The organism is Rhizobium sp. CF122, from assembly GCF_000282035.1.
GTDB lineage: Bacteria > Pseudomonadota > Alphaproteobacteria > Rhizobiales > Rhizobiaceae > Rhizobium.
Genome location: NZ_AKKA01000073.1, coordinates 22442 through 47933, shown reverse-complemented (window position 1 = coordinate 47933; position 25492 = coordinate 22442). Strand labels below are relative to the sequence as shown.

The 25492-nt window shown below is 60.7% G+C and carries 28 protein-coding genes, 1 tRNA gene and 1 pseudogene; 18 read left to right on the top strand and 12 right to left on the bottom strand.

Annotation, left to right across the window (positions count from 1 at the left end; translation table 11 throughout):
- Positions 1–106: 106 nt before the first annotated feature.
- The 3 genes from PMI09_RS16330 to PMI09_RS16320 form a co-directional block, all read right to left on the bottom strand.
- Positions 107–2641: a ligase-associated DNA damage response DEXH box helicase gene (locus tag PMI09_RS16330; protein ID WP_007796321.1), complete on the bottom strand. Its 2535-nt coding sequence runs from the start codon at positions 2639–2641 to the stop codon at positions 107–109.
- A gap of 158 nt (positions 2642–2799) precedes the next feature.
- Positions 2800–4053, bottom strand: a complete 1254-nt coding sequence (locus PMI09_RS16325; RefSeq protein ID WP_007796317.1) for an NAD(P)/FAD-dependent oxidoreductase — start codon at positions 4051–4053, stop codon at positions 2800–2802.
- A 63-nt stretch (positions 4054–4116) separates the two neighbouring features.
- Complete coding sequence (locus tag PMI09_RS16320) at positions 4117–4872, bottom strand: ABC transporter substrate-binding protein (RefSeq protein ID WP_007796314.1); 756 nt, start codon at positions 4870–4872, stop codon at positions 4117–4119.
- A gap of 175 nt (positions 4873–5047) precedes the next feature.
- On the opposite strand from PMI09_RS16320, the gene PMI09_RS16315 reads away from it, so the two are divergent.
- On the top strand, positions 5048–5548 hold the full coding sequence (locus tag PMI09_RS16315) for an RrF2 family transcriptional regulator (protein WP_007796310.1): 501 nt from the start codon (positions 5048–5050) through the stop codon (positions 5546–5548).
- A 27-nt stretch (positions 5549–5575) separates the two neighbouring features.
- Entirely contained in the window at positions 5576–6037 is a 462-nt protein-coding gene (locus PMI09_RS16310; protein WP_007796307.1) for a carboxymuconolactone decarboxylase family protein, read from the top strand.
- Positions 6038–6083: 46 nt separating this feature from the next.
- On the opposite strand, the gene PMI09_RS16305 is transcribed toward PMI09_RS16310, so the two are convergent.
- A complete protein-coding gene (locus PMI09_RS16305; RefSeq protein ID WP_007796304.1) occupies positions 6084–6719 on the bottom strand; it encodes a YitT family protein in 636 nt (211 codons plus the stop codon).
- Between the two features lie 210 nt (positions 6720–6929).
- Entirely contained in the window at positions 6930–7862 is a 933-nt protein-coding gene (locus tag PMI09_RS16300; RefSeq protein ID WP_007796301.1) for a methyltransferase, read from the bottom strand.
- A 146-nt stretch (positions 7863–8008) separates the two neighbouring features.
- Here PMI09_RS16300 and PMI09_RS16295 point away from each other — a divergent pair, with 146 nt between their 5' ends.
- The 3 genes from PMI09_RS16295 to PMI09_RS16285 are packed head-to-tail and all read left to right on the top strand — an operon-like array spanning position 8009 to position 10152.
- Entirely contained in the window at positions 8009–8275 is a 267-nt protein-coding gene (locus tag PMI09_RS16295) for a DUF6460 domain-containing protein (protein ID WP_007796296.1), read from the top strand.
- Position 8276: 1 nt separating this feature from the next.
- On the top strand, positions 8277–8774 hold the full coding sequence (locus PMI09_RS16290) for a CAP domain-containing protein (RefSeq protein ID WP_007796295.1): 498 nt from the start codon (positions 8277–8279) through the stop codon (positions 8772–8774).
- Positions 8775–8805: 31 nt separating this feature from the next.
- The gene (locus PMI09_RS16285) at positions 8806–10152 is read left to right on the top strand and encodes an MATE family efflux transporter (RefSeq protein ID WP_007796290.1); all 1347 of its coding nucleotides are present in this window, start codon (positions 8806–8808) and stop codon (positions 10150–10152) included.
- Here the strand turns inward: PMI09_RS16285 and PMI09_RS16280 are convergent.
- Entirely contained in the window at positions 10128–11216 is a 1089-nt protein-coding gene (locus tag PMI09_RS16280; RefSeq protein WP_007796286.1) for a quinone-dependent dihydroorotate dehydrogenase, read from the bottom strand. The genes PMI09_RS16285 and PMI09_RS16280 overlap by 25 nt on opposite strands.
- The gene (locus tag PMI09_RS16275) at positions 11213–11566 is read right to left on the bottom strand and encodes a DUF952 domain-containing protein (RefSeq protein ID WP_007796283.1); all 354 of its coding nucleotides are present in this window, start codon (positions 11564–11566) and stop codon (positions 11213–11215) included. The genes PMI09_RS16280 and PMI09_RS16275 overlap by 4 nt, the downstream gene beginning before the upstream one ends.
- Before the next feature lie 108 nt (positions 11567–11674).
- On the opposite strand from PMI09_RS16275, the gene PMI09_RS16270 reads away from it, so the two are divergent.
- From PMI09_RS16270 to PMI09_RS16250, 5 genes are all read left to right on the top strand, one after another.
- Entirely contained in the window at positions 11675–12073 is a 399-nt protein-coding gene (locus PMI09_RS16270) for a hypothetical protein (protein WP_007796280.1), read from the top strand.
- Positions 12074–12160: 87 nt separating this feature from the next.
- Positions 12161–12808, top strand: coding sequence for a response regulator (locus PMI09_RS16265; RefSeq protein ID WP_007796276.1), 648 nt, complete (start codon positions 12161–12163; stop codon positions 12806–12808).
- Positions 12809–12911: 103 nt separating this feature from the next.
- Complete coding sequence (locus PMI09_RS16260; protein WP_007796274.1) at positions 12912–13577, top strand: S24 family peptidase; 666 nt, start codon at positions 12912–12914, stop codon at positions 13575–13577.
- A gap of 11 nt (positions 13578–13588) precedes the next feature.
- The gene (locus PMI09_RS16255; protein WP_007796271.1) at positions 13589–14326 is read left to right on the top strand and encodes a thermonuclease family protein; all 738 of its coding nucleotides are present in this window, start codon (positions 13589–13591) and stop codon (positions 14324–14326) included.
- A 53-nt stretch (positions 14327–14379) separates the two neighbouring features.
- Positions 14380–14793, top strand: coding sequence for a tellurite resistance TerB family protein (locus PMI09_RS16250; protein WP_007796267.1), 414 nt, complete (start codon positions 14380–14382; stop codon positions 14791–14793).
- A gap of 93 nt (positions 14794–14886) precedes the next feature.
- On the opposite strand, the gene PMI09_RS16245 is transcribed toward PMI09_RS16250, so the two are convergent.
- Positions 14887–15762, bottom strand: a complete 876-nt coding sequence (locus PMI09_RS16245; RefSeq protein ID WP_007796264.1) for a transporter substrate-binding domain-containing protein — start codon at positions 15760–15762, stop codon at positions 14887–14889.
- 301 nt (positions 15763–16063) lie between these two features.
- On the opposite strand from PMI09_RS16245, the gene PMI09_RS31390 reads away from it, so the two are divergent.
- From PMI09_RS31390 to PMI09_RS16230, 3 genes are all read left to right on the top strand, one after another.
- Positions 16064–16285 (top strand): hypothetical protein, encoded by a 222-nt coding sequence (locus PMI09_RS31390; RefSeq protein ID WP_157213382.1) that lies wholly within the window; start codon positions 16064–16066, stop codon positions 16283–16285.
- Between the two features lie 109 nt (positions 16286–16394).
- Positions 16395–16685: a hypothetical protein gene (locus PMI09_RS16235; protein WP_007796258.1), complete on the top strand. Its 291-nt coding sequence runs from the start codon at positions 16395–16397 to the stop codon at positions 16683–16685.
- A gap of 164 nt (positions 16686–16849) precedes the next feature.
- On the top strand, positions 16850–18862 hold the full coding sequence (locus PMI09_RS16230; protein ID WP_007796257.1) for a methyl-accepting chemotaxis protein: 2013 nt from the start codon (positions 16850–16852) through the stop codon (positions 18860–18862).
- A gap of 138 nt (positions 18863–19000) precedes the next feature.
- On the opposite strand, the gene PMI09_RS16225 is transcribed toward PMI09_RS16230, so the two are convergent.
- On the bottom strand, positions 19001–19186 hold the full coding sequence (locus tag PMI09_RS16225; protein ID WP_007796256.1) for a hypothetical protein: 186 nt from the start codon (positions 19184–19186) through the stop codon (positions 19001–19003).
- A 309-nt stretch (positions 19187–19495) separates the two neighbouring features.
- Between PMI09_RS16225 and PMI09_RS16220 the strand changes: the two genes are divergently transcribed.
- Both PMI09_RS16220 and PMI09_RS16215 read left to right on the top strand, forming a co-directional pair.
- On the top strand, positions 19496–20314 hold the full coding sequence (locus PMI09_RS16220; protein ID WP_007796255.1) for a glycosyltransferase family 2 protein: 819 nt from the start codon (positions 19496–19498) through the stop codon (positions 20312–20314).
- Positions 20315–20332: 18 nt separating this feature from the next.
- Positions 20333–21358, top strand: coding sequence for a glycosyltransferase family 2 protein (locus tag PMI09_RS16215; protein ID WP_007796253.1), 1026 nt, complete (start codon positions 20333–20335; stop codon positions 21356–21358).
- A 43-nt stretch (positions 21359–21401) separates the two neighbouring features.
- Here the strand turns inward: PMI09_RS16215 and PMI09_RS30475 are convergent.
- Positions 21402–21557: pseudogene (locus PMI09_RS30475) on the bottom strand (CsbD family protein).
- 66 nt (positions 21558–21623) lie between these two features.
- Positions 21624–22415 carry a putative nucleotide-diphospho-sugar transferase gene (locus PMI09_RS16210; RefSeq protein ID WP_007796249.1) on the bottom strand — a complete coding sequence of 264 codons (792 nt, stop codon included), beginning with the start codon at positions 22413–22415 and terminating at the stop codon, positions 21624–21626.
- 505 nt (positions 22416–22920) lie between these two features.
- Here PMI09_RS16210 and PMI09_RS32665 point away from each other — a divergent pair.
- Entirely contained in the window at positions 22921–23088 is a 168-nt protein-coding gene (locus PMI09_RS32665) for a hypothetical protein (protein WP_007796248.1), read from the top strand.
- 128 nt (positions 23089–23216) lie between these two features.
- Positions 23217–23693 carry an HD domain-containing protein gene (locus PMI09_RS16200; RefSeq protein ID WP_007796246.1) on the top strand — a complete coding sequence of 159 codons (477 nt, stop codon included), beginning with the start codon at positions 23217–23219 and terminating at the stop codon, positions 23691–23693.
- Positions 23694–23733: 40 nt separating this feature from the next.
- On the opposite strand, the gene PMI09_RS16195 is transcribed toward PMI09_RS16200, so the two are convergent.
- Positions 23734–23807 (bottom strand) — tRNA-Gly (locus PMI09_RS16195).
- Positions 23808–24070: 263 nt separating this feature from the next.
- On the opposite strand from PMI09_RS16195, the gene PMI09_RS16190 reads away from it, so the two are divergent.
- The gene (locus PMI09_RS16190; RefSeq protein ID WP_007796244.1) at positions 24071–25456 is read left to right on the top strand and encodes an HlyD family secretion protein; all 1386 of its coding nucleotides are present in this window, start codon (positions 24071–24073) and stop codon (positions 25454–25456) included.
- Positions 25457–25492 lie beyond the last annotated feature (36 nt).

Sequence of the window (25492 nt, the reverse complement as noted above, 5' to 3'; positions counted from 1 at the left end):
TTTCCAGTGTGTGGGCGGCGCTTCTCGGCGTCGCCCACTCGTCCTTATGTTTGATTGCTTGTGTTTGGATCCTCGGGCTTGACCCGAGGATCCAAACACAAGCAGCTCATGCTTCTCCGCAAGCGGAGGAGGATCCCAGTGCCTCAGCGATCAGGTCGTCGGCGGCTTCCGCCAGAACCGCGTCGTGCGCCTCGCCATGCACCGGTTCCTTGCCGATCTCCAGCATGACGGGCACCGCCAGCGGCGAGATATGGTCGAGCGCACGATGCGTGATGTGGCCCTTGATTCGCCTCAGCATATCGCCAAGCCGAGAAATATCCAAAAGGCCGCTCGCCGCATCATGCCGCGTCGCCTGCAGCAGAATGTGATCCGGCTCGTGGGTTCTCAGCACATCGTAGATCAGATCGGCCGAGACCGTCACCTGCCGTCCGGTCTTTTCCTTTCCCGGGTGACGGCGCTCGATCAAGCCTGCAATCACGGCGCAATTGCGGAAGGTGCGCTTCAAGAGGAAAGATTCGGCGAGCCAGCTCTCAAGATCGTCGCCCAGCATGTCTTCGTCGAAGAGGTCGGCGAGGCTGAGCCGGCCGTTGCGGATCATCACCCCCATATCCTCGAAGCCCCATATGCCGAGCGAATAGTCGGTTGCAACGAAGCCGAGAGGCTTGGCGCCGGCCCGCTCGAGCCGCCGCGTCAGCAGCATGCCGAGCGTCTGGTGCGCCAGCCGCCCCTCGAAGGGGTAGATGACCATGTAGCATCGGCTGCCGCGCGGGAACGTCTCGATCAGCAACTCGTCGCGCTTCGGCAGCATCGACTTTTCCTGCTGGATCGCCAGCCAGTCGCGCACCTGGTCCGGCAGGCGGCGCCAACGGTCCGGGTCGGCGATCATCGAGCGCACCTGGTCCGCCAGATAGGTGGAAAGCGGAAACTTGCCGCCGGCATAGGACGGGATCTTCGGATCCATCGAGAAGGCCTGCGAGGCGAGCGCCTCGTTCTCGCGGATGCCCTCGAAGCGGAGCACCTTGCCGGCGAAGATGAAGGTGTCGCCGGGCGAGAGCTGCTCGAGGAAGTATTCCTCGACCTTGCCCAGCGTCGCGCCGCCGCGGCCGAGCCTACCGCCTTCGCCACGCTTGACCATGCGCAGATTGAGCATCGGGCTTTCGACGATCGTGCCGAGGTTCAGCCGGTATTGCTGGGCGACCTGCGGATTGGAAACACGCCAGCGGCCTTCCTTCGTCTTGCGGATGCGGGCATAGCGCTCATAGGTGCGCAGCGCATAGCCGCCAGTCGCGACGAAATCGACCACGCGTTCGAAGGTCTCCCAGGAAAGATCGGCGTATGGCGAAGCGCTCTTGATCTCATCGTAGAGTTCCAGCATGTCGAACGGCTCGGCGCAGGCCATGCCGAGCACATGCTGCGCGAGTGCGTCAAGCGCGCCCTTGCCGACCGGCGGCGTGTCCTGCGCGCCGATATAGTTCGCGTCGAGCGCGGCCTGGCACTCCATCACCTCGAAGCGATTGGCGGGAACGAGGATCGCCTTCGAGGGCTCGTCCATGCGGTGGTTGGCGCGGCCGATGCGCTGGGCAAGCCGCGAGGCGCCCTTCGGCGCGCCGACATGGACGACGAGATCGACATCGCCCCAGTCGATGCCGAGGTCGAGCGTGGAGGTGGCGACGACGGCGCGCAGCCGGTTGGCCGCCATCGCCGCTTCCACCCTTCGCCGCTGGGCGACATCGAGGGAACCGTGATGCAGTGCGATCGGCAGGTTCTCCTCGTTCACCGTCCAGAGCTCCTGAAACAGCATTTCGGCCTGCGACCGGGTGTTGACGAAGAGCAGTGTCGTGCGGTGTTCGAGAAGCTGCCGGTAGACATCGGGGATCGCGTATTTCGCCGAATGGCCCGACCAGGGGATGTGCTCTTCGGTGGAAAGAATTGAAATGTCGGGCTTGGCGCCGCCTTCGACGATCACCAATCCGGCGTGATGGTCCTCGCCTTCCCGCTGCGCGACCAGCCATTTCTGCAGGTCCATCGGCTCGGAGACCGTGGCCGAAAGGCCGATCGTCTGCAGAGCGGGCGCAAGCCGGCGCAGGCGGGCAAGGCCAAGCGAGAGCATGTGGCCGCGCTTGGACGTGACGAGCGAGTGCAGCTCGTCGAAGATGACATATTTCAGGTCCTTGAAGAAGCGCTCCGCCTCGCGATTGGCAAGCAGCAAGGCCACCTGCTCGGGCGTCGTCAGAAGAATATCGGGCGGGTTCAGTTTCTGGCGCTGGCGCTTGGCAACAGGTGTGTCGCCGGTGCGGTTCTCGACCGTCACCGGCAGCCCCATCTCCCCTACCGGCTTCATCAGGTTCCGCTCGATATCGACGGCAAGCGCCTTGAGCGGAGAGAGGTAGAGCGTGTGAACGCCGGTGAAGGCGGAGCCGGGCGGGATCCTGCCCCGGCGGGTCAGGTCGGTCAGCGAGGGGAGGAAGCCGGCAAGCGTCTTGCCGGCACCGGTCGGCGCGATCAGTAGTGTGCTTTCCCCGGCCTCGGCGCGGGACAGCAATTCCAGCTGATGGGCACGCGGGCACCATCCCTTGTCCGCGAACCAGCGGGTGAAAGGCGGAGGCAGGGCAGCGCGGGCTTCGGAATCGATCTGGTCCACGGCGCTAAAGGTAGTGCACCGACCGCCGAAATAGAATGGCGGATCTAGAGCAGGATGTCGAAAAGTGTAAGCGGTTTGCGGCCGAAATACCCGCTCTATGTCTTTGAAGCAAATCAGGATTCAGATCTTAGGCCAGATCATCCTAAGATCATCCTGATCTAGAGGAAGCGATGCGGATGGAAGGGCTTGGGATCGGCGAAGGTGTCGTTGCCTGCCATCTGCTCTGCCAGCAGTCGGCCGCTGGCGGGGCCGAGCGTCAAGCCGTGATGGGCGTGGCCGAAATTGAACCAAAGGCCGCGATGGCGTGGCGCTGGGCCGATCACCGGCCGCATGTCAGGCAGGCAGGGACGCAGGCCGAGCCAAGGCGTCGCTTCTACCGGCTCGCCGAGCGGGAACAGCGCGCGCGCATGAGCCTCGTCGCGGCTTAGCTGGATGGTATTTGGCGGCGCATCGGGCGCAGCGAATTCGATGCCTGTCGTCAGCCGGATGCCGCGCGCCATCGGCGCCAGCACGTAGCCGGCCTCCTCGTCGACGACGGAGTGGCCGAGCGGCTGGCCTTCGCGCTGCGCATAGTGGCGGTGGTAGCCGCGCTTGACCGCCAGTGGCAAGGGATAGCCGAGCTTGCGGAAGATCAGGCCGGATTGCGGGCCAAGGGCGACGACAACCTCGCCAGCTTCGATGATCTCGCCTTCGGCCGTGGTGATCGACCAGCCACTCGTCTCTTCCCGCAGTGCGGAGGCATCCGCGCGGACCATCTTGCCGCCGGCCGTCGTAAAGAGGTTCGCATAGGCCGCCGTCAGCGCTTGCGGGTCGGTCACCGTCTTCGGATCAAGCCAGTGCACGCCGCCGGCGATGCGAGTGCTGTTCGCGGCGAAGGCAGGCTCCAGCGCCAGAAACTCGCTTCCATCAAGAATGCGGATCGTCAAACCATGTGCGGAGAGGCTTGCGGCCTCCGCACGAGCAGCCTCGAAGCGGCGCGGACTCTTGAAGAACGACACCCAGCCGCGTTCGCGGATGAGATCTGAAGCGCCGGCGCGGCCAATCAGCTTGTCGTGCTCGGAAACGCTGGCCTCGATCAACGGCAGAAGCGCCCGTGTCGCCTTCTCCAGATTGGTCGGCGAGGAATGCCACCAGTAGCGTGCCAGCCATGCGGCTATGCGCGGCAGGAAGGCGGGATCGTAACGGACGTCCGATGAGCCGTTCAGCGCATACTTGGCAATCGCGCCGAGCTGCCGCGGGAAGGCATAGGGAACGACGGAGGAGCGCTCGATCAGCCCGGCATTGCCGTAGCTGGTGCCGCCGCCCGGCTCGCCGCGATCGGCAAGCACGACGGAGCGGCCGCGATCCTGCAAATGAATGGCCGCACTGACGCCGACGATGCCGGCACCGAGAACGAGGATATCTGTTTTCATCGGATGGACTTGGTCAAAGGGCGCGGAGGCTTGCGGCCTCCGCGCGATTGGATCGGCAAGCGATCAGTAGATATCGAAGGGGAAGTACTTCTTGGTGATTTCCTTGTACTTGCCGCTGGCGACGAGCGCGTCGATCGCCTTGTTGAAGCGCTCCTTCAGCTCGGTCTCGCCCTGGCGGATGCCGATACCGGCCTGCGTTTCCGTGCCCGGCACGTCGCCGAGCAGCTTGCAGCAATCCTTGCCGGCCTTGTTCAGCCAGTCGACCACCACGAACTTGTCGGAGATCAGCGCATCCATGCGGCCGTTCTGCAGGTCGGCCACGGCTTCATCCTGCGTCGGGTACATCTTCGCCTCGGCGCCGCCCTTGGCGTAGACGTCGTTGGCGTAGTCGGCCTGCGTGGTCGACCCCTGCGCACCGACGACCTTGCCCTTCATGTCCTCGACGCTGACGCCCTTCAGCGCGCTGTCCTTCGGCACGGCGACCGCGAGCGGCGTGGTGTAGTACTTGTTCGTGAAGTCGATCTGCTTCTTGCGCTCATCAGTGATGCTCATCGACGCAATGATGGCATCATACTTCTTGGCCAGAAGCCCGGGGATGATGCCGTCCCAATCCTGCGCGACGATCGTGCACTTGGCCTTCATCTCCTCGCAGAGCGCATTGGCCATGTCGACGTCGAGACCCTTCAGGCTGCCGTCGGATTCGACGTAGTTGAAGGGAGGATAGGCGCCCTCCGTTGCGATGCGGATCGTATCCTCGGCAGATGCGAGGTGCGTCGCTGCAAGCCAGGCAGCGGCCGTCAGGAAAATCGTCTTTCTCATTGCTGTTCCCTTATTGGAATTGTTTTTGCCCAACAACTTCGACTTTAGCGAATCCTTGCCGCTTCACAACCCCAGACGTGTGCAACGCCCTTTCTATTCGATCCCTCGCATATGCCTGCTTGACATCACTGATAATCATGGATATTTTTTATCCACGAATTGAGGGGATGGTGCGATGAAACTGGGTGATGGCGTCGAGCAGGCGATACACAGCGTCGCGATGCTGGCCGGTCTGTCAGAAGGCGGCGTGCTTTCAGCCGCCGCGCTGGCGGAATTCCATGGCGTCTCGACGAGCTATCTTCTGAAGCACCTGCAGGCGCTTTCGGGTGCCGGCATCGTGAGCACGGTTCCCGGGCCGAAAGGCGGATACAGGCTGGCGAAGCCGACGGAAGAGATCAGCCTCCTCGATATCGTCCTCGCGGTCGAAGGGCCGGAGCCGGCGTTCCGTTGCAGCGAGATCCGCCAGCGCGGACCGAACCAGTTGCCGGCGCGCTACTTCACGAAGCCATGCCAGATCAGCGCGGCGATGCTGAGGGCCGAGCGCGTCTACCGCGCCGAACTCGCCAAGACCAGCATCGCCGACATCATGGCGCAGCTCGCTGCTGATGACGACGGCGGCATTGCCGCCCGCGGCTGCGCCTTCCTTGAAATGAATGAACGCAGAGCGGCTCGCTGAGCCGCCCAACCCAAAAGGAGAATGAGCATGCAAGCACGTTTCAATTTCGCAAAGGCTTCGCCGGACGCTTACAAGGCCGTTGCCGCCCTCGAGCAGTATGTTCAGACATCCGGCCTCGAGCGCCGTTTCATCCATCTGATCAAGCTGCGCGCCTCGCAGATCAACGGCTGCGCCTACTGCGTCGACATGCATGTGAAGGAATCCCGGCACGACGGGCTGAGCGAACAGTGGATCAACCTGATGTGCGTGTGGCGGGAATCGCCGGTCTATGACGCCAAGGAACGCGCCCTCCTCGGCTGGGTCGACGCCGTTACTCGCATCGCCGAAACCGGTGCACCGGACGCCGACTTCGAAGCCCTGAAGACCCACTTCACCGAAGAAGAGATCACCAAGATCACGCTCGCAATCGGCACGATCAATGTGTGGAACCGGCTAGCCGTCGGCTTCCGCTCGCAGCACCCGATCGACAAGCCAGCACAGGCTGCATGACAATCGCGTTTCCCCTCTTCCCGTCCGACGGGGAGAGGGGGCGTGTTTAGAGCGCGATATAGCGATCGGCCCGGTGGTTGATCGCCACGAAAAGGTTCAGCACCACCGCGCCGAGAACCGAATAGAAGACCACGGGCGGGGTGGCGACGAAGAAAGCAGCGGCCAGCACGCAGAGGTCGATCGCCATCTGTACGAGGCCGGCGCGGATGCCGAAGCGCTCCTGCACGTAGATGCCGAGAATGCCGACGCCACCGAGACTGGCGCGGTGGCGATAGAGCGCCAGAAGGCCGAACCCCAGCAAAAGACCACCGAGAAGGGCTGCCCAGGCCGGGTGGATGGCGGAAATGGCCATGACCTTCGGCTGCAGGCTGGTCATGAGGGATGTCAGGCCGATGGCAATGAAGGTCTTTACCGTGAAGGCCATACCGAGGCGTGTCCAGGACAGATAGAAGAACGGCAGGTTGAGCAGGAAGAAGGCGAGGCCGAAGTTTACCCCGAAGGCATAGTGGAGCAGGAACGCGATGCCGGCCGTGCTGCCGGTCAGCAGACCCGCGCTGGCCAGCATATAGAGCCCGAGCGCCGCAATGAGGCTGCCGGAGAAAATGCCTTGAACATCTTCGATGAGGGTATGGCGGGTGGCGCTGGTGTTCCAGAAGCCGAGAGCATTGAAAAGTTGTGCCATTGTGATCCCCAAACGGCAAACGAGTCCAGCGCACTTGGAGAGATCAGAGCGGGACAAAAGTGATAATGAATGATGCCGGGCGTTTTCGGGCTCTTGCGAGCGCCCCCGTGCTGCGGCGAATTGCGTAGGATTATCAGGCGATTTTGCACTGCAATCAAGTGAAATACGTAAGCAATGCTGACCTATAATCACTTCGCAAGAATCGTTCCGCTATGCCGCCTTGCGCGTAAGGAACAGAATGCCTGAAATAACGTTTGCGCCATCTTTGCGAATGGCCGTCTTGCTGACGGCGCTGACATCAAGACCATAGCGGGCGCAGAGGGCGCGGACGTAGCTTTCGGAATGGGCGTAGCGCAGCGACGGCGCGAGATGGAAGCCATCTCTCCCTGCGGCATCCTCGACCGAAAAAGCGAAATCGGCGCCCGGTACAACAAGCGCTGAAACAACCTTGAACACGCTCTCGAGATTGCCGAGGTACATCAGCACATCCGCCGCAGTGACGAGGTCGGCACGATGCATCGCGCTTTCGGCAAAGAGACCCGTCGCATCCGGCACCAGCGACAGGTCGGCCTGTGCCAGGTGATCGTAGACATGCTTGTCGGCCGCCTTGGCAAGCATGTTCTGCGACAGGTCGAAGCCCTCGAGACGCGCAACGCGATCGCGGATCTCCGGTCCCAGCAAGCCAGTGCCGCAACCGAGATCAACGGCGAGCTTATACTGCCTGCCGGTTGTGGCAACGAGTGCCGCAAGCTTGGCCGGGACGCTATAATCCAGTTTTTCCACGAGCGAGGTCTCGAAACGATCCGCATAGTCGTCGAACAGCCGCTCGACATAGCTGCTCGGCGGCTGGTCCGGCGTCTCGACATCGCCAAACAAAGCGAGCTTGAGTTCGGCGCCGAAGATATCGTCCGGACTGACCTCCAAGGTCTGCCGGTAGGCTTCGATCGCGCCGACCTTGTCGCCTGCCTTCTCACGGTAACCCGCGAGCCGATACCAGCCGGCCGCCCAGCGCGGCGCAAGCTCCAGCGCCTGCTCCATCAATTCGGCGGCCGCATCCGGCTCGCCGCCTTCGTCGAGCATCTTGGCGTAATCGGCGCGGCGATCGGCGATGACGTCGCCTGAAGTGAGCTGGTTGGGCTGCATGGTGAAGACCTGTTGTGATCGGTCCGCATTTGGCGGCGGCCACAAAAAAACTCAAGTCCTATTTCAGAGGCGGAGGCGCCAGATCTGAAAAAGGCTTGCGAGCGACGATTCGCGCCCGTATTTCAGGGATAAACAGGAGATGGCGCATGTCCGATCAGGTGAACAAGTTTCTCGGCGATTCCGTCGGCCGTACATTGGTCAAGCTTTTGGTCGTATCGCTGATCGTCGGCTTCATCATGGCCGTGTTCGGCTGGGCGCCGCTCGACTTCATCTATGGCTTCCGCAATTTCGTTCTGGAAGTCTGGCATCGCGGCTTCTCCGCTCTTGGACGCGTTGGCGACTATCTGCTGCTCGGCGCAACAGTTGTCATTCCCGTCTTCCTTCTCATCCGTCTCTTCAGCTATCGGCGGTAACATGACCTCTCTCATTCTCTCACGGCGCGGCCTGCTGCACATGTCCGGCCTCGTATTGGTTGCCGGTATTGCGAGCTGTACCACCGCGCCCCAGCTATCCTCCAACCCATCAGACGGCCAGGACGAGACGGCGGACGCATTGCCGCTCGTCAACCAGTTGCGCGCCAAGAGCGGCTTGCCGCCGCTTTCGGCAGATTCCGCGGCTAAGGATGCGGCGATGTTTCAGGCAAAGCGCATGGCGTCTGCCGGCAGGATGAAACACGTGATGGGCATCGGCGACGGCTTCGCACCGCGCGTCAAGGCAAGCGGCGTGCAGATGCCGGCCGCGGAAAACATCGCAGCCGGGCAGCAATCGGTGCCATCAGTCGTAACCGCCTGGATCAACTCTCCGCACCACTTGGAAAACATGCTCGGTCGCTATAATGGCTTGGGCGTTGCAGTGGCGCGCAATTCCGCTTCCAGAAACGTCCCCTACTGGGCCATGGTGCTTTCCGGCTGAGGCGATTCTGCCTCGCCTCTCAGAGGCAGACATGGATACGCACGGTCACGAGAACAGGCTGGCATTCGACGTGACGCACCGGTTGGTGCTGTCGATCGCGATCCCAATGACGCTCGGCTTCATCACCACGCCGCTGCTCGGCCTCGTCGGCACCGGCGTCGTTGGGCACATGGGCCAGCCGGACGCTCTGGCGGGGCTGGCGATCGGCGCCATGCTCTTCGACCTGATTCTCGGCAGCTTCAACTTTCTGCGTGCCTCTACTACCGGTCTGACGGCGCAGGCCTTCGGCCGGCGTGACCGGCATGCTCAACAAGGCGTTTTCTGGCGAGCGCTGATCTCGGCGCTCGGCTGCGGCGTGGGGCTTCTCTGTCTTTCGCCGCTGCTTCTCGCAGCGGGGCTGAAACTGATGGGACCGGAGAGCGCCGTCGCCGCCGCGACCAGCACCTATTTCTCCATCCGCATCCTTGCCGGGCCGGCGGCACTCGCCAATTATGCGATCCTCGGCTTCGTGCTCGGCCGCGGCCAGGGCAGCGTCGGTCTTCTGCTGCAGACGATCATCAACGGCATCAACATCGTGCCTGCGATCTTCCTTGGTCTCTGGCTCGACTGGGGCGTGGCGGGCGTCGCCTGGGGCACGATGGTCGGCGAGACGGCCGGTGCCGTCGTGGGCCTGTTGATCGTCCTCAGCGGCTTCGATCGCACGGACCGGCCGACGCGTGCGGAAATCTTCTCGCGGCACCGGTTGGCCGAACTCTTCGCGCTGAACCGCGACATCCTGATCCGCACTTTTGTGCTGCTGGCCGCTTTCACTGTCATGACAAGGATCGGCACGAGCTTCGGGGCGGTGACGCTTGCTGCCAACGCCGTACTGATGAACTTCTTTTTGCTCTCCGGATACTATCTCGACGGGCTTGCCAACGCGGCCGAACAGATCACCGGGCGAGCGATCGGTGCGCGCTACCGGCCGGCCTTCGACCGCGGCCTGAAGCTGACGGCGCTCTGGTCCTTCGGGCTTGCCGGTATAATCTCGGTGTTCTTCCTGCTGGCCGGTCCCTGGCTGATCTCCGTGCTGACCACATCGCCGGAGGTGCAGCAGGCGGCCGAAACCTACCTGCCCTGGGCCGCCGTCACCGGGCTCACCGGTGCGCTGGCCTTCCTGATGGATGGCGTGTTCATCGGCGCCACATGGTCGACCGACATGCGCAACCGGATGCTGATGTCGTTTGCCGGCTATCTCATGGCCCTGGCTGTCTTCGTGCCGCTGTTTAGCAACCACGGCCTATGGCTGGCGATGAACGGCTTCCTGCTGTTTCGCGGTGTCTTCCTGGCGATGCTCGTCCGGCCCCGGGCCGATCAAACGTTCCGCGCCGCCCAGTAATCCGTCCTCGCATCCCTGAGATCGCGGATCGATCTCACCTGCTCGCGATCGAGCAGTTTCGAGAGACCGCGAACGATGGTGCCCGGCAGGCCCGGCCCTTCGTAAACCATGCAGGAATAGAGCTGCACGAGATCGGCACCGGCCTTGATCTTTTCGAGCGCCGTTTCGGCCGATGAGACGCCGCCGACGCCGATGATCGGCAGAGCCGGGCCGACGCGCTTGCGCATCTTTGCCAGAACGACGGTCGATTTGTCGAACAGCGGCTTGCCGGAAAGCCCACCCGCTTCCTTCGCCTGGCGCTGATCCCTAAGGCCGTCGCGGGAAAGCGTGGTGTTCGAAACGATCAGACCGTCCAGCGCGTGCGACAGCGCCTCTGTGGCGATGTCGTCCAGGCCCTCGGCCGTAAGGTCGGGAGCAATCTTCAGGAAGACCGGGATCTTTCTGCCTGCCTTTTCTGCTTCGGCATCGCGGGCGGCAAGCACCGCCGACAGCAGCGCGGCAAGGCTTTCGCGCGCCTGCAGATCGCGCAGGCCCGGCGTGTTCGGCGAGGAAATGTTGGCGGTGAAATAGCGCGCAACAGAATAGAAACGGCGGATACCGAGGACATAATCGCCGATGCGGTCCTCGCTGTCCTTGTTGGCGCCTATGTTGACGCCGATCATACCGTTGCCGCGGATGGCCGACAGGCGCGCGAAGGCTGCGTCGTGGCCTTCGTTGTTGAAGCCGAGGCGATTGATGACTGCTTCATCCTCGACCAGCCGGAAGATGCGCGGGCGCGGATTGCCGGGCTGTGGCTTCGGCGTCACGGTGCCGATCTCGGTAAAGCCGAAGCCGATCTTCAGCAGCGCTTCCGGCACCTCGGCATTCTTGTCATAGCCGGCGGCCATACCGATCGGGTTGGCGAAATCCAGCCCGGCAACGCTCTGCCGCAGGCGCGGATCGGGGGCGATCCGGCAGGCTGGAACGGCACCTGCCTTCAACGCGGCAATTGACATGCCGTGCGCGGTCTCCGGATCCAAAAGGAAGAGACCCTTGCGGGCTGCTTGCTTGAAGAGATCGATCATGGCTGAAGGTCCGGAAAGATATGCTGGCCGGCGGCATCGAGCGGCAGCGGCTTTTCCCATAGAACGGCTGAGAACGGCAGATCGGCATAGAGATGCGGGAAGAGATCGCCGCCGCGTGAAGGTTCGAAAACGAGCTTGTCGCCCAACTCTCTGCCATCGACGGCCACGAGCAGAAGTCCCGTCTGGCCGACGAAATAGAGTGCCGCCGTCTGCCTGACCTGGGCGGCCGTCGAGAAGTGGATATAGCCGTCCGTGAGGTCGATCGCGGCGCCCCGGAAGATGCCGGCTGCCCTCGCCTCCTGCCAGAGCGTTTCCGTCACGATCTTGTAAAGCGTGGGTGTCAGGGTCATGATGGCCTCAGATTGGCTGGTCTTTCCCGGGCTTTGCCGCAAAGCGACGGCGATGTCCACGCCTCGCCGTAAAAAATGCGGCGGCCACCGAAATTTCCGGAGGAAACCATGAGACATATCGCACTCGGCCTTTTCGCGCTTCTTCTGCCGCTCGGCGTCCACGCGACCGAAGCCGAAACGTCCCGCTTCCAACTGGAGCGCAGCGGCGAGCACTTCGTACGCCTCGACCGACAGACCGGCGCCATGTCACTCTGCGAGGAGAAGGACGGCACTCTCGTCTGCCGAATGGCTGCCGATGAGCGCGCCGCTTATGAACAGGAGCTTGACCGGCTTTCGGCCCGCGTCACGGCGCTGGAGAACAAAAGCATCGTCAACAAGGCCCTGCCCTCAGACGCGGAAATCGACCGCTCGATCGGCATCATGGAGCGCTGGATGCGCAGCTTCATGGGGATAGTCAAGGAATTCCAAAGCGAAGAGGAGCGTAACGCCCTTCCGCAAAAGACATGATTTGGTATAGTCATATCAGAATGGCGGCATGTATCGTGGGAGCACGAGGCATGACGTGGCGATCGATCTCTTGGGAGGGAGCCATCGATGCAGGAACAAACAATCATCATCGCCGACGACCATCCGCTTTTCCGGGATGCGCTTCGCCAGGCGGTGATCGGCATGGAAGGCCATCCTGAGATCGTCGAAGCCGGCGATTTTGCCGCTGCACGGATAGCCGCTGGGAAGCACCCTGAAGCGGACCTGATGCTGCTCGATCTGTCGATGCCTGGCGTCAGCGGCTTCTCCGGCCTGATGGCGCTGCGCTCCGAATTTGCCGGACTGCCGATCGTCATCATCTCCGCAACAGACGACACGACCACGATCCGCCGCGCACTGGAACTCGGCGCATCCGGCTTCATCTCCAAATCCTCGGGGATCGAGGACATTCGCCGCGGCATCCAGACCGTTCTCGCCGGCGATATCGCCACACCGGAGAGCTACAGTGACGGGCAGGAACAGGACCCTGACGTCGCCGACCTGATCCACCGGTTGCATACGCTGACACCGCAACAGAGCCGCGTGCTGACGATGCTGGCGGAAGGCCTCCTCAACAAGCAGATCGCCTATGAGCTCGGCGTCTCGGAGGCGACGATCAAGGCGCATGTCTCGGCCATCCTGCTCAAGCTCAATGTTGATAGCCGCACGCAAGCGGTGATCCAACTCGGCAAGATCAACATGGCCATGGTCGCCTGAGACCGAGACAGGATTTTATTCCTTTCTTCTCTTTACTCCCGCTGGGCTTGCGGTTAATATTTTGCCGTTGAAGGATGGCGCACGCGCTCAGGAATCAGGCGACATGCTGTCACACGAGCAGATCTGGGGAGCGATCGACAGGCTTGCCGAACGGCATGACCTGACGCCATCGGGCCTTGCCCGACGCGCGGGGCTCGATCCGACCTCCTTCAACAAGTCCAAGCGACTGTCTGCCGATGGGCGATTGCGCTGGCCGTCGACGGAATCGATTGCCAAGGTGCTGGATGCAACGGGCGCCAGCATGGAGCAATTTCTGACCTTCATGCGCCCGACAGGCAGCTTTTCCAGCCTTCCGGATGGCACCTTCCCGCCGCAGGGCAGCTCGATCCCGCTGCTCGGCTTTGCGCAGGCCGGCGCCGGCGGCTTCTTCGATGACGGCGGCTTTCCGGCCGGGCAAGGCTGGGACGTCGTGGAGTTTCCCGCGGCACCATCCCAGAAAGCAGGCGTCTATGCGCTTGAAGTCCAGGGCGAAAGCATGATGCCGCTCTACCGCGACGGCGACGTGCTGATCGTCGAGCCGGGCGCGCAGGTTCGCCGCAACGACCGCGTCGTCGTCAAGACACGCGAGGGCGAAGTGATGGCCAAGTTGCTGTTGCGTCAGAGCCCTCGATCGATCGAATTGATGTCGCTCAACCCCGAGCATCCGAACCGGACGATCGAACTTTCCGACGTGGATTGGATCGCCCGCATCATCTGGGCCAGCCAGTAGGAAGATATTCCATGCCTCCCGCGGCAATTCTCACAGCTGTTGCAGGGATCGGAATTGTCGCGGGCCTGATCGCGGCCGGTGGACAGCGGCTCCGTACGGCCATTGATCCGGAGGAGACGGCCGCGCCGACGGCACTCACTGCGCCGCCCGCCGCCCCCGTTGCTCAACGGATCACAAATCCCGAAGCCAGCATGAATGCGCGGCCTGTCGACGACGCCAGCCAATTCTACCCAGCAGCCATCGACGGCAAGCCGCTTGAGCGCATCGCGGCAGCGGAGCCAGAGCAACCGGCAAAAATTCCCGAAGACAAGGGCGTGAACCTCGTTCGCCCGGTCGCGGAAAGCGCCGGCGTCCTCGCGTTTGGCGACCGCCGCCTGCAGCTTGCCGACATCAATCCCACACCGGCGGACAAGACATGTACCGACAGCAAAGGCCGGGAGTGGCCATGCGGGATGCTGGCAAAAACCAATGTGCGGCTGTTTCTGCGCCTCAGAACTGTGCGCTGCGATCTCGACAGCGCCGAGTGGACCGGCACGGTCACCGCCGCCTGCAGGATCGGCACGCAGGACATTTCGCAGTGGCTCGTTGAAAATGGCTGGGCAGAGGCAGACAGCGGATCAGCGCTTGCCGACGCCGGCGAGACGGCAAGGCGGACAGGCAAAGGCATCTATGGAGATGACCCTCGCAGCATCGCGGAAACCGGCACACCTGAGAATCTGCCGTCCGATCTGCCGCCTGACGGCTTGTAATGTCGCCGGGCAGTTCCTAGACTCTGGGCTCGTTTCAGAGGGAACATCGAGATATGAACAAGCCGCTTTCCGCCCATGACGCATTGATCTACGTGATGGTGATGGCATCCGCCGTCGACAGCACAATGAACGATCGCGAGATGGAGCGCATCGGCCAACTGATCGGCTTCCTGCCGGTTTTTCGTGATTTCGATGACGAGAAGCTGATTTCTGTTGCGCGCGACTGCGCAGCGCTGCTGGCCGGGTCCGAGGGCCTCGACATCGTGCTCGAAACCGTCAAGGACACGCTGCCCTCGCGCCTCTACGACACAGCCTATGCGCTCGCGGTCGAAGTCGCCTCCGCCGATCTCTCGGTTAAGGCGGAAGAATTGCGCCTGCTCAGCCTGCTGCGTGACCGCCTCGGCCTTGACAAGCTGACTTGCGCCGCTATCGAGCGCAGCGCGATCGCCCGCTTTCGCAAGGGCTAACGCATGTCTCCCGAAAGTGGTAACCGGTTTCGGGATAAAGACATGCGCAAAAACAAAAACTAAAGCGCGGCGAATCTGAAAGAGCGCGGCGCGCTAGTACAAGCCGTACGGGAAATAGCGCAGATAGATTTCCTGCAGGCGGCCATTGCGCGATAACGCCGCAAGCGCGTGGTCCAGCGCTGCGGTCAGAACATCGTCTTTTTGGCGCAGCATGATCGTCATGCCCTCGCCGAGAAACTGCTCGGAGAGATAGGGCCCGTCGAACAGAGCGCAGCACTTCGCCGAAGCCTGTGACGAAACCCAGAAGGAAAGCTGGAGAGAATCCGCGAAGGCGGCCTCCACCTTGCCGTCCTTCAGTGCCGCAAGAAGGGCGTCCTTGCTGTCGAACGGTACGGCCTTCACCTTCGGGAAATAGGCCGCCAGCATGGCCTCGTGCGCCGTCGCCTTGACGATGCCGACTGAATGCTCGGTCAAAGCGCTCGCATCTCCACCCTTGATGGGAGCCTTCAGGTTTCGAACAAAGCGAGCGGGCAACATCAGATAAGGCCGCGAAAACGCGAATTGCCGCCGCAACTCTTCGCTGACCGCAATGCCGGCGATGACGGCATCGCCTTGCGAGGCGGCGAGCGCAGCATTCAAATCAACAAACGGCAGCGCCTGGATCTGGCATTTGCTTGCGATCTCCAGTTCGTTGCAGATCTCGCGGGCAAGATCGATGTTGAAACCGCCAAGCTTGCCATTCTGATCCGTAAAGTTGAACGGCGGAAAATCGATCGTCGTCAGGAACCGCAGCCGTACGAGCGACGAAAGATCCGGCTTTGCAAGCCGCTCCCTGGAATCGAAAAGCAGCGGCAAGTTTGGCGTCACCTGTTGGGCAAGCAACGAGAACGGGCAAAAAAACACAACCAGAGACAGCCAAAAGCTGCTTAGCCCCTTAAGATTTGGGGATGCCAGTTTAAATTGCACCATTATGATCGGCCTCGGGGACAAGCATGCACTGCCATTCTGGAAACGGTGTATCAGAGTTATGCGTATCGGGGAATATGCGCCGGGCGGGATCGAAAGCCGCGCGCTCTTGGATGATCGTTCTATACGCCATGACGCGCCGCCACCAGCGCGCGCGGCCACGGATCCCTACCAGCAGGAAGCAGAGGTTTTGCTGCAACTCGGCAGCCGAAAGTCGCCCACGCAATGCAGGTCGTCCGTCACAATGGCACGAGCATCGAGCAGGAGCTCCTTGCAAGCGGCTCCATCGATACCGACAGCGACTATGCGTCGCTGGCGCGCGGGCTTCGCCTTCCGTTTCAGTTCCCTCATCAACGACGAAAAGGCACTCGACAGCCAGCTCCTGCGGGCTCGCTGCGTCCGGCTGAACTACATCAGCAAGGGCATGCTGGCGATTGTGCCGGAGGCCCGCCGCGCGCTCGCAGGCGTTCGAGACGAAGCCAGGACTGGCCGACAGCATCATCGTCACGACACCCATGGCTGGTGATGATGCGCGAGCTAGCGCGTCTCCTGCGCGAGATGGGTGCGGGTGGCTTCCTGATGTTCCAGTTGCTGATCGGAGGCATGCTGCCTCGCTCACCCATCCCTGGCTGATCATGCTTCTGGTCAAGAGCGCCGGCTATCTGGCGCTCGGCTTTCCACCCGCCGGGCGCAATGAAGGCGCGCTCTTCCTCCTCGATCTTAGCAATATGGCAGCAAGCTACGGGCTCTTTCTGCTACTTGGCAGGGTCGTGATGCTGCGTGAGGAAAAGCGCAACATCGGCTGGCGCTGGATCTATGTCCCACTCTATTGGCTGATGATATCAGTCGCAGCATGGCGTGCCCTGCTCGAGCTGCCTAGAAAGCCTTTTTCCGGGGACAGGCCGCAAGCGTTAGGAGCGCATTAAGCAATGTCCCATTCTATTCGCCGGGACGACGCCGGCTCGCGGGCCGATTGCATGATGCGCATGTCGAGCCTTTTGGGCATCCCGTATCCTGCAACATGCCCTGCCTCTCAAAATTCTTCCATAGCCGGCCCGCCATCGGCCGGATCAAGCGACTGGACATATCCATGCTGAAGAACCTCAAAATCCGGACGAAGATCATATCCGTCGCCGCGCTTCTCGGGGCGATCGCGCTCGGGGGCCTCGTTTACGTCATCACCGAATTCCGTGGCGCCGACGCCACCTACAGCGCCTTCATCGACCACGAGGCGCTGGCCGCCATGCTGGCATCACGCGCCAGCGCTTCGGCAAACGCAGCCGTGCTTCAGGTGACGCTGATCGCCGGCCTCAAGCCGGACACGCCAGCCTTCGATACCGCAGTTGCAACGCCAAGCAAGATGCCGCAGGCGCGCGATCGCCTCGAACAAGCGGCAGCCTTGGTTCCGAGCCGCAAGCAAGCGATCGATGACATCCTAGTCGGCATTGGTGAGATGGAGGCGCTTTCCAGCAAGGTCGTCGACCTCGCCAAGGCAAAGGACAGCGCGGGCGCGCAGCTTGCGGCCAGCATGCTCAACGCCAAGCTGAACATGGTCACTCCGAAGATGATCGCCAACAATGATGCGCTGATGGCATTGCTGAACGATGGCGGCGACGCGCTGTCCGCTACTGTCAACCAGCGCATCACTCTCTGCTTCGCGCTGATCAGCCTGGCCATACTAGGCGCGCTCGGCCTTGCTGTATGGGTCGCTCAAGCGGGGATCACTGCCCCGATGGCCCGTCTGCGTGACCGGATGACACAGCTGGCGCGGGGTGATACGCAGAGCGCCGTAGACGGCCTCGATCGCCGCGACGAAGTCGGCCAGATGGCCGGCGCCGTTGCCGTCTTCCGCGACAACGCCGTCGAACGTATCCGGCTCGAGGGCGAGGCCGAAACGAACCGCAATCTCAGCGACAGCGAGCGCCGCGAACGGGAAGCGCAGCGCGCAACCGAGACCGCAGACCTCTCACGCGCTGTCGGCGCACTTGGCGACGGCTTGCGCCGGCTGGCCGCCGGCGACCTCGCATCACGGATCGACATGGCTTTCGTCGGCGACCTCGACACCCTCAGGCAAGACTTCAACAACTCTGTCCTGCGGCTGAACGACACCATGCAGACTGTCGGCGCCAACGCCCGCGCCATCACCGCTGGCGCCAGCGAAATCCGCGCCTCGGCAGACGAGCTTTCAAAGCGCACAGAGCAGCAGGCAGCCTCCGTCGAGGAGACGGCCGCCGCACTCGAGGAGATCACCACCACGGTGAAGGATGCCGCCAGACGCGCCGAGGAAGCACGCGGGCTCGTGGCACGCACGCGCGCGGGTGCCGAAAAGTCCGGTCAGGTCGTGCGCAAGGCAGTCAACGCCATGCAGCAGATCGAGCAGTCCTCCGCGGAGATCGGCAACATCATCGGCGTCATCGACGACATCGCCTTCCAGACGAACCTTCTCGCACTTAACGCCGGGGTCGAGGCGGCCCGCGCCGGTGAAGCCGGCAAGGGCTTTGCCGTCGTTGCCCAGGAGGTGCGCGAACTCGCACAGCGCTCGGCCAACGCCGCCAGGGAGATCAAGTCGCTGATCACGACGTCGGGCGATCATGTCCAGACGGGCGTGTCGCTTGTCGGCGAAACCGGTAAGGCGCTCGATGCCATCGTTTATGAAGTCCAGGAGATCAACCAGCACGTCGACGCGATCGCGGAGGCGGCTCGCGAGCAATCGACCGGCTTGCACGAGATCAACACGGCCGTGAACACGATGGACCAGGGAACGCAGAAGAATGCGGCCATGGTGGAGGAAAGCACGGCTGCGAGCCACAAACTCGCGGCGGAAGCGGCGACGCTGAACAATCTGCTCGACCAGTTCAAGCTCACCGACACCGGCGGCTTCAGCGCGACCGTTGCCGCGGCGCCGCTGCCGATCCATTCAGCGCCGCGCCCGGCCGCGCCGCCGATCGCAGCCAGAAAGGCGCCGGTCCGCATCGCCACTCCGGGTGTCACACGCGCCTCCAACTCGCCAGCCCGGGCACTTGGGCAGAAGCTTGCAAGCGCCTTCGGCACTGGCAGTGCGCCGTCCGGCGCGAGCGACGACCCCGACTGGACGGAATTCTGATCCAACCAAAATGATGAAAACACAAGGGCGGCTCATTGCCGCCCTTCTTCAATTATCGCTTCTGACTTCAAGCAGTAGGCCATGGCTTCACTGCAGGGCGCGCAAACGCGCGCCGAGCGGCCATTCAAAAAACAGAACTCAGGCAAACCCGAGCGGGATCTGTTCGACCTTGCGGCCGCGACCATAATCGCGCTCATAGGATGCACGATCGTCATCGCGCGCCGACGTAAGGGCCACTTCCGGCGCATGGTAGCCATCCGCATAGGTGCCGGTATCGCCATTGTCCCGGATTTCGCGCTTTGCCGTGAAAATCTTCAAAAGCATGCTGCCTCCTGATCATGCCGACAACGACCAAGGGGTCGTCTGCGTTCCCGTGATATCGGAGAATAGTTAAAAATTAACTATGTTTATTAGAAAATTGTCAACTACGCAGTTTCCTTCGAGCCTACCTCTTAGGGACATCTCTCCTAATTCTCCAGGCAAACAAGCAGGCTGCCGACGTGGGTCGTTGCATTTCCGTGGCAAGGGGGTAAATCAGCGGCAGTTTTAGACCCAGGAACCGGTCCCTCGCGGTGTCGGCGTCTTTTTTGTATCTATCATGGTGTTATGCCGATGCATGCTAGAGTTATGGTGATGTTTCCAGTCTACAACGGTGCTACGACCCTGCGGGAGAGTTTGCAGTCCGTTGCGGATCAGGACTTCGGTGATTTCCGCGCCATGATCCTCAACAATTGCTCGACGGATGAGACATTACATGTGGCGCAGCGCTTCTGCGAGGAAGATGCGCGCTTTTCCGTCATATCAAACGCAACCCATCTGAGTGCCGAGGCCAATTTCGCCAAGGCCGTGAAGCTCGGCGCTGAAGCCGCAGAGTATTTTTGCCTTCGGGCCGCCGACGATCTTTCCTCTCGGGATTTCCTGGGAAAGCTGGTCGAGGCTCTCGACGCCGACGACGCAAAGTTGCTCGCCGCCTGCTCGACAAAGAGCTTCAACGCCAAAGGCTTCAAGCTGAAGAATCCAGCAGCCAACATATTCAGGTTTCAGGAGTCGTATGCAGAAGGTCGCGTACCACGCAACCTGACATTTCCGTCCGAGTGGATCTACGGCATGTTTAGATCGCGGTCAGTCGATATATTGATGGCGCGTTGGTACGAACTAGGCAATCCTTGGGGCTTCGCCTCCTACGTCCTGTCGGAATTTGTCGTTCGCGATCTGGTCGCCTATGTCCCTGGCCCCACCCTGGACTTCAGGGAAGGATCGGGTTCCGAGGAAAAGTATGGGGCGAAGGGGTTTCGTGATAGGCTTTCCCAACGACTGACATACACCCTTGGCTGCTACCGCCTGGTCGACAAACTGCCACCGGCGGGTCTTTTGACGAAAGCGAAGTTTTTCAGGATGTGCTGGAACGATGCACGGCGGAAAACGCGCTATAAGCTGCTTTGGATATTCTAGGAGTCCTGTGTCTTTCTCATGAACTACCCATTTCCCTCCGGCGCGCCGGATCTTGCGCGCTCCTTCCTCGATCGTCTCCGGACGGACTATGACACATTTCGGGTAACTCGCCGCGAGAGACGCAATCGAGCTGATGTGACCATCCAGCCGGTTCGCGAGGTCAAGTCGCTCACGTCAGCAGATGTGCCTCTTATTTTCGTCACGCATAACGATGTTGTTCTTCTTAACGCATTCATTCAACACTATCGCCAACTGGGCGTGACACGGTTCATCTGCGTAGACGACGTCTCGACTGACGGTACAAGAGAGGCTCTCTTGAATGAACCGGACGTTGATGTTTGGACCTCGCCCGTGAGATATGGCCAAGCAAGGCGGGGCCGAAATTGGAGGGAAGGCCTGTTCTCCAAGTATGGCCTCGATCGGTGGTATGTGAACGTCGATTCCGATGAATTCCTCGTCTACGACGATTGTTTCAACCAACCATTACCAGCCCTGATCCGCATGCTGGAAGCGCAAAATCTCAAGCGGATGGCGGCGCCGATGTTGGATATGTATCCCAAGCTGAGTGAAGTCGGCGCGAAGTCTACGTCCATCGACAAGCCGTGGCAGTTCTCGCGCTACTTCGATGGCGACAGTTATGTTTCAACGCTCAAAAAGCGAGGCGTCAGTGTCAAGGGCGGGCCGCGGGGGCGGAAGTTCGGAGAGGGCAACGAACTTATCAAGTATCCGTTGATCTTCTGGGACCGAACATGCCTCTTCGGAAGCAGCCCCCACCAGCCGTTACCTTATGGGCGCAACTTCCCGTCTGTCTGGGGCGTTATTTTGCATTTCAAGTTCTTCACCAATTACAAGACAAAGATCACCGAGGCGGCTGAGGGAAAACAGCACTACAACTCTTCCGAACACTACCAGAAGATGATGGATGTGCTTCATCGCGACGGGGAAATAGATTTCAGCTACGATCAGTCAATTCGCTATGAAGGGCCACAGCAACTGATCGATCACGGCTTCATGACGAAGATCGACTTTCCACAGGGACGCTAGCTGTGTGAAGCCCGGAGTAGCTGTCTCTCCGGGCTTGCTCTCGTCAATGCCAGGTTTGATGGCCGGTACCAATCGTCGATATCACGCCGCGCGCGATGCCGCAGCGCTCCTGGATTTTGCCCTCCAACTGATCGTGCTTCCCGGCAATCTGATCAAGATCATCGTCGGTGAGTTTGCCCCACTGCTCCCGCAGTGACACATGCGCTACGACGAACGGAACGACGCTCCTCCCCGAGCCACTCGCTTTATGTAGCGAGGATCGGCGCTATAGCTTCGGCCGTTCGTTGGCTTTTGAATCCATCAAAGGCGCGAGGATCGTTTCGATCGTTGCGATGCGTTCCTTGCGCCGCTCGAGCCTTTTGTTGCGGCCCCTCTTCTCGTGGGCCGTGGCCTGCCGGCTTGCCTGCAGTTGCTCGATATAAACGGCATCGGCCTTTGTGTTTGAAAGCCGGTCGAAGATCCAACAAAACGAAGAGGGAAGCTCGCCGACCTGATATTGCGGGCTGTCGCTTGCGCGATCGTCATCAAGAATTTCTTGGAGGACAACTTGATCCCATATGTCGGGATCCTGGTCGCACCGTTCTTTCCACACTTCCAACAGGCGTAGCGTCGCCGGAGTGTCATGCAGCAGGATGGTTGCTGAAATCAACCGGTCCGCTTCTCGATAGACCGCTAGATCGTAGTTGTAGGTCGCCAAAGCCGGCCAAGGATCTCGGTGAAACACTGCGTCCACGTCTACATAAAGCAATGGGCCGCGATGGTTCCTACGCGCCTCGAGGAGAAAGGTGGGCTTCAGCGCTGCGTTGCGGACCCAACTGCCGGTACTGTCCACCGCAGTTGTGTGAACCGGCAACCCAAGGCGTTGGGCGGATGCTACCATCCGTGCGGCCTCATGCTCATAGAACGAATTTGACGTATAGAAGCCGACAATTTCCCCATGCATGGCCGGGGATATTATGATCTGCGAATCGATCGGGAACGGTACAATATGATCACGATACTTGGATTTGGACGCGCTAAATAAATCGATGAATCGATAAAGTAAATTGGAACTCATTTTTGTGGGGATCCATTAAACTTGGAGGAGGGCCTGCAAATGCCCGGCTACCTTGATCGCGCGATGCTCGCAAGGCAAATTTTCTTGATCAAAAGAACCCCGCAACCATTGTGAGGGCTATGTAACGCCTTTGCCACGCGGTGCCTTTTCCTGGAGCAATCAACCAGACAGCACCTGCCAGCTCTCCCTCAAGTGAAGGACTGGTTGACCCCGCGGCAACCTTGCCACCCATTCGACGACGAAGATGGACTGTTCCCTTCTAGGACCTCAGTCCGAGGATACAAGGACTTTGGTCCTAAACAATGGAACGACAGGAACTCTCGGATGTTCCGACCGTTAATTGCGCGGAGGAGTCCGATCTGCCGGCTTCCCCGATCAACAGGCGGAGGCGACGCACTTGCGAAACGGCCTAGTTCGATCCTCGCTTCTCATGTTTCCTGCCGCCGCATTCGCGCAGTCGACAGATCTTGAAGCAACCTGTCGATCAGTCGCCCAAGGCCTTTTCATGATGGAGAAGCTTGCCGTCGGAACTGTTCAGTCCTTTCCGGAACTGAAGCCGCCGGGCGTGAGGATGACCTATTGCACTCGACAAGGTACTGCGCCCGCCGACCTGACCGACACATTCGAATGCGAGTTCGACAAGACCGACAAGCCGCATCACCTCGTGAGGTGATGCGTATCCAGCACGTGCTATTTGCCGAACGAGGCCGACGGCGACCGGAAGCGCCGTTTTGACGAGGCGCGAATTCTGCTGGAGCGGTCAGAAAAATGACGCTCCGGCTAGCTCGGAGGAAAGAAGGCATGACCGCGGGCCAACGAGAATGGATCAATGAACACGACGATCAGCCGGCCGCAGTCCTCCTGCATGCGGTGAAGATCGCGTTCAAGGCGCACGCGGAACAGACCGACAAAGCCGGCGGGCCGTATTTCCTACATTGCAAACGAGTGGCGGATGCTGTCGAGGGTGAAGAGGAGCGCGTTGTCGCGTTCCTGCATGACGTTGTCGAAAAAGGACCTGGTTGGACTCTGGATCGCTTGCGGGACGAAGGTTTCAGTTCGGCGGTCATTGAGGCTATCGACGCACTGACCAGACGACCCAAGGAAGGTGATGACGAGTTCGTCATGCGGGCCCTGAGAAACGCGCTCGCCCGTCCGGTCAAGGTCGCCGATCTCAAGGACAATCTCGCGCAGGCCGAGAAGATTGGATCGGACCCAGGCAAGTATGAGAAAGGACTGAAAATCGTCGCGCAAATGTACAATCATCCCGCCGGAACCTGATCAATCGGCGGTGGTGACACGAGTCTCGTGACTGGGTGACTGGAGCGGGTGAAGGGAATCGAACCCTCGTATTCAGCTTGGGAAGCTGCTGCTCTACCATTGAGCTACACCCGCACTAAAGCGAGACTTTCTACAGATGATCGCCGCTGTCAAGCGGCCAAACGCTAATGATAGCAACAAGCATCTCAGATATTTGCAGCCTCCGCGCGGTTCGCGGAGTGCATCTGCAACTGCGGATCAATACTTCTTTTTCATAATAAGATACCGTTTACCGCAAGTAACCTGAATGTTATAAGCGCCAACACAGACAAAACAAAAGTTACTCTGGAAACGCCCTTCAATTCATCTGAATCATGACGATGTCAGGACTGAAGAAAATGAAGGACGCAACTGCAGGCATTGATCAACGCGATCACAGGATACTTTTAGTATCTCGAACCCTCGGCTACTCGTTCGCGTTTATGCTGGTTTTCATCATCGCGATGGCGATGATCCCTAATCAGTTTTTCATCGTTTCGACCCGCGCAGTCGTCAACGCTCCCGTACAAATGATTGCCTCGCCAATCTATGGCAGGGTAGACAAGATTTCGCTGCAAGTCGGGCAAGTCGTCAATCTCGGCGACGTGATGGCAACGGTTTCCAATCCCAATCAGGACCAAACGTCGTTGACGGGGCTTCGGCTCGAGAAGCTCGACTTGGCGGAGAAGCTCAACAATACGACGAGCGTTGTTGCCGAGCGCAATGAGCAATTGGAGAAGGTCAAAGCCCAGATCACCAGCGTGAAGGACGGCGTGCTCAGTGAGCTAGCCGCGGTGACCGACAATTCAAAATCCACAGTCCAGACCTATGAGGCGCGCCTCAGCGAACAGGACGCGCTGCTGCAGCGGCAGCTGGTGCTCCTGAAAAAGGGCCTCGTCTCGGAAGCGAGTATCGAGCCACAGCGCCAGAAGCGGAATGCGGCCCAATATGAACTCGACGCAGCGAGAGGCGAACTGCGCCGCAACGAGATCGTCCGATCGCTTGTCAGCCGCGATATCTACACCGGGGGCACCGTTGCCGCCAACCTTCTGACGCTTGAGATGCAGCGGTCGAAACTTTCCGGCGATATCGCCGAAGACACCATCGAAATCAATCAGATGGCAGAGCGCAAGCTGCAGGTCGAAAACCTCATTGGACGCGAAGAGGGGCGCCTCGGCAAGACCGGCGCCGCAGACGTCGTGGCCGAGCACCACGGCCAAATCGTCAGCGTGGACGCGTCCTTCGGTGATTTCGTCATGCAGGGACAACCGGTCGCCAAATCGCTCGATTGCGATGACGCTTTTGCTGCCGCCGTCTATCGGAGCCGTGACGTAACTTCGCTTGAGATCGGCATGCCGGCGATGGTCAATTTCCGCAGCCTGGGGGTCAAGCGAAGCGCCCACATCTACAAGATCGTTCGATACTTCAATTCGGGTCCCGAGAATCGGTATTTTGCAAAATTCCCGGAAGCCGAAGGCCACGAAGTCTACGTACTGGTCAAGATGGATGAGCCGGCGGCGGACGAGGCGACGACGGCGCAGCGTAGCAATGACAAATTCTTCGGATGCCACGTCGGCGAAGACGTGATCGTTTCGCTCGGAGAGACGATGGTCTCGCGGGTGGCCCGGTATTCAAGGTTAGCCGTCAATACGATCTTTTCCCCCGGCAATATCCTCTCCGCCTCGACGCTATTCGACAAGACCGTCCGTCCACGCGCTGCGAGCGCCCAGACCGCAGCCCCATAACACCACGCCGATCTCAACCGTTGTATTGCGAGGCAG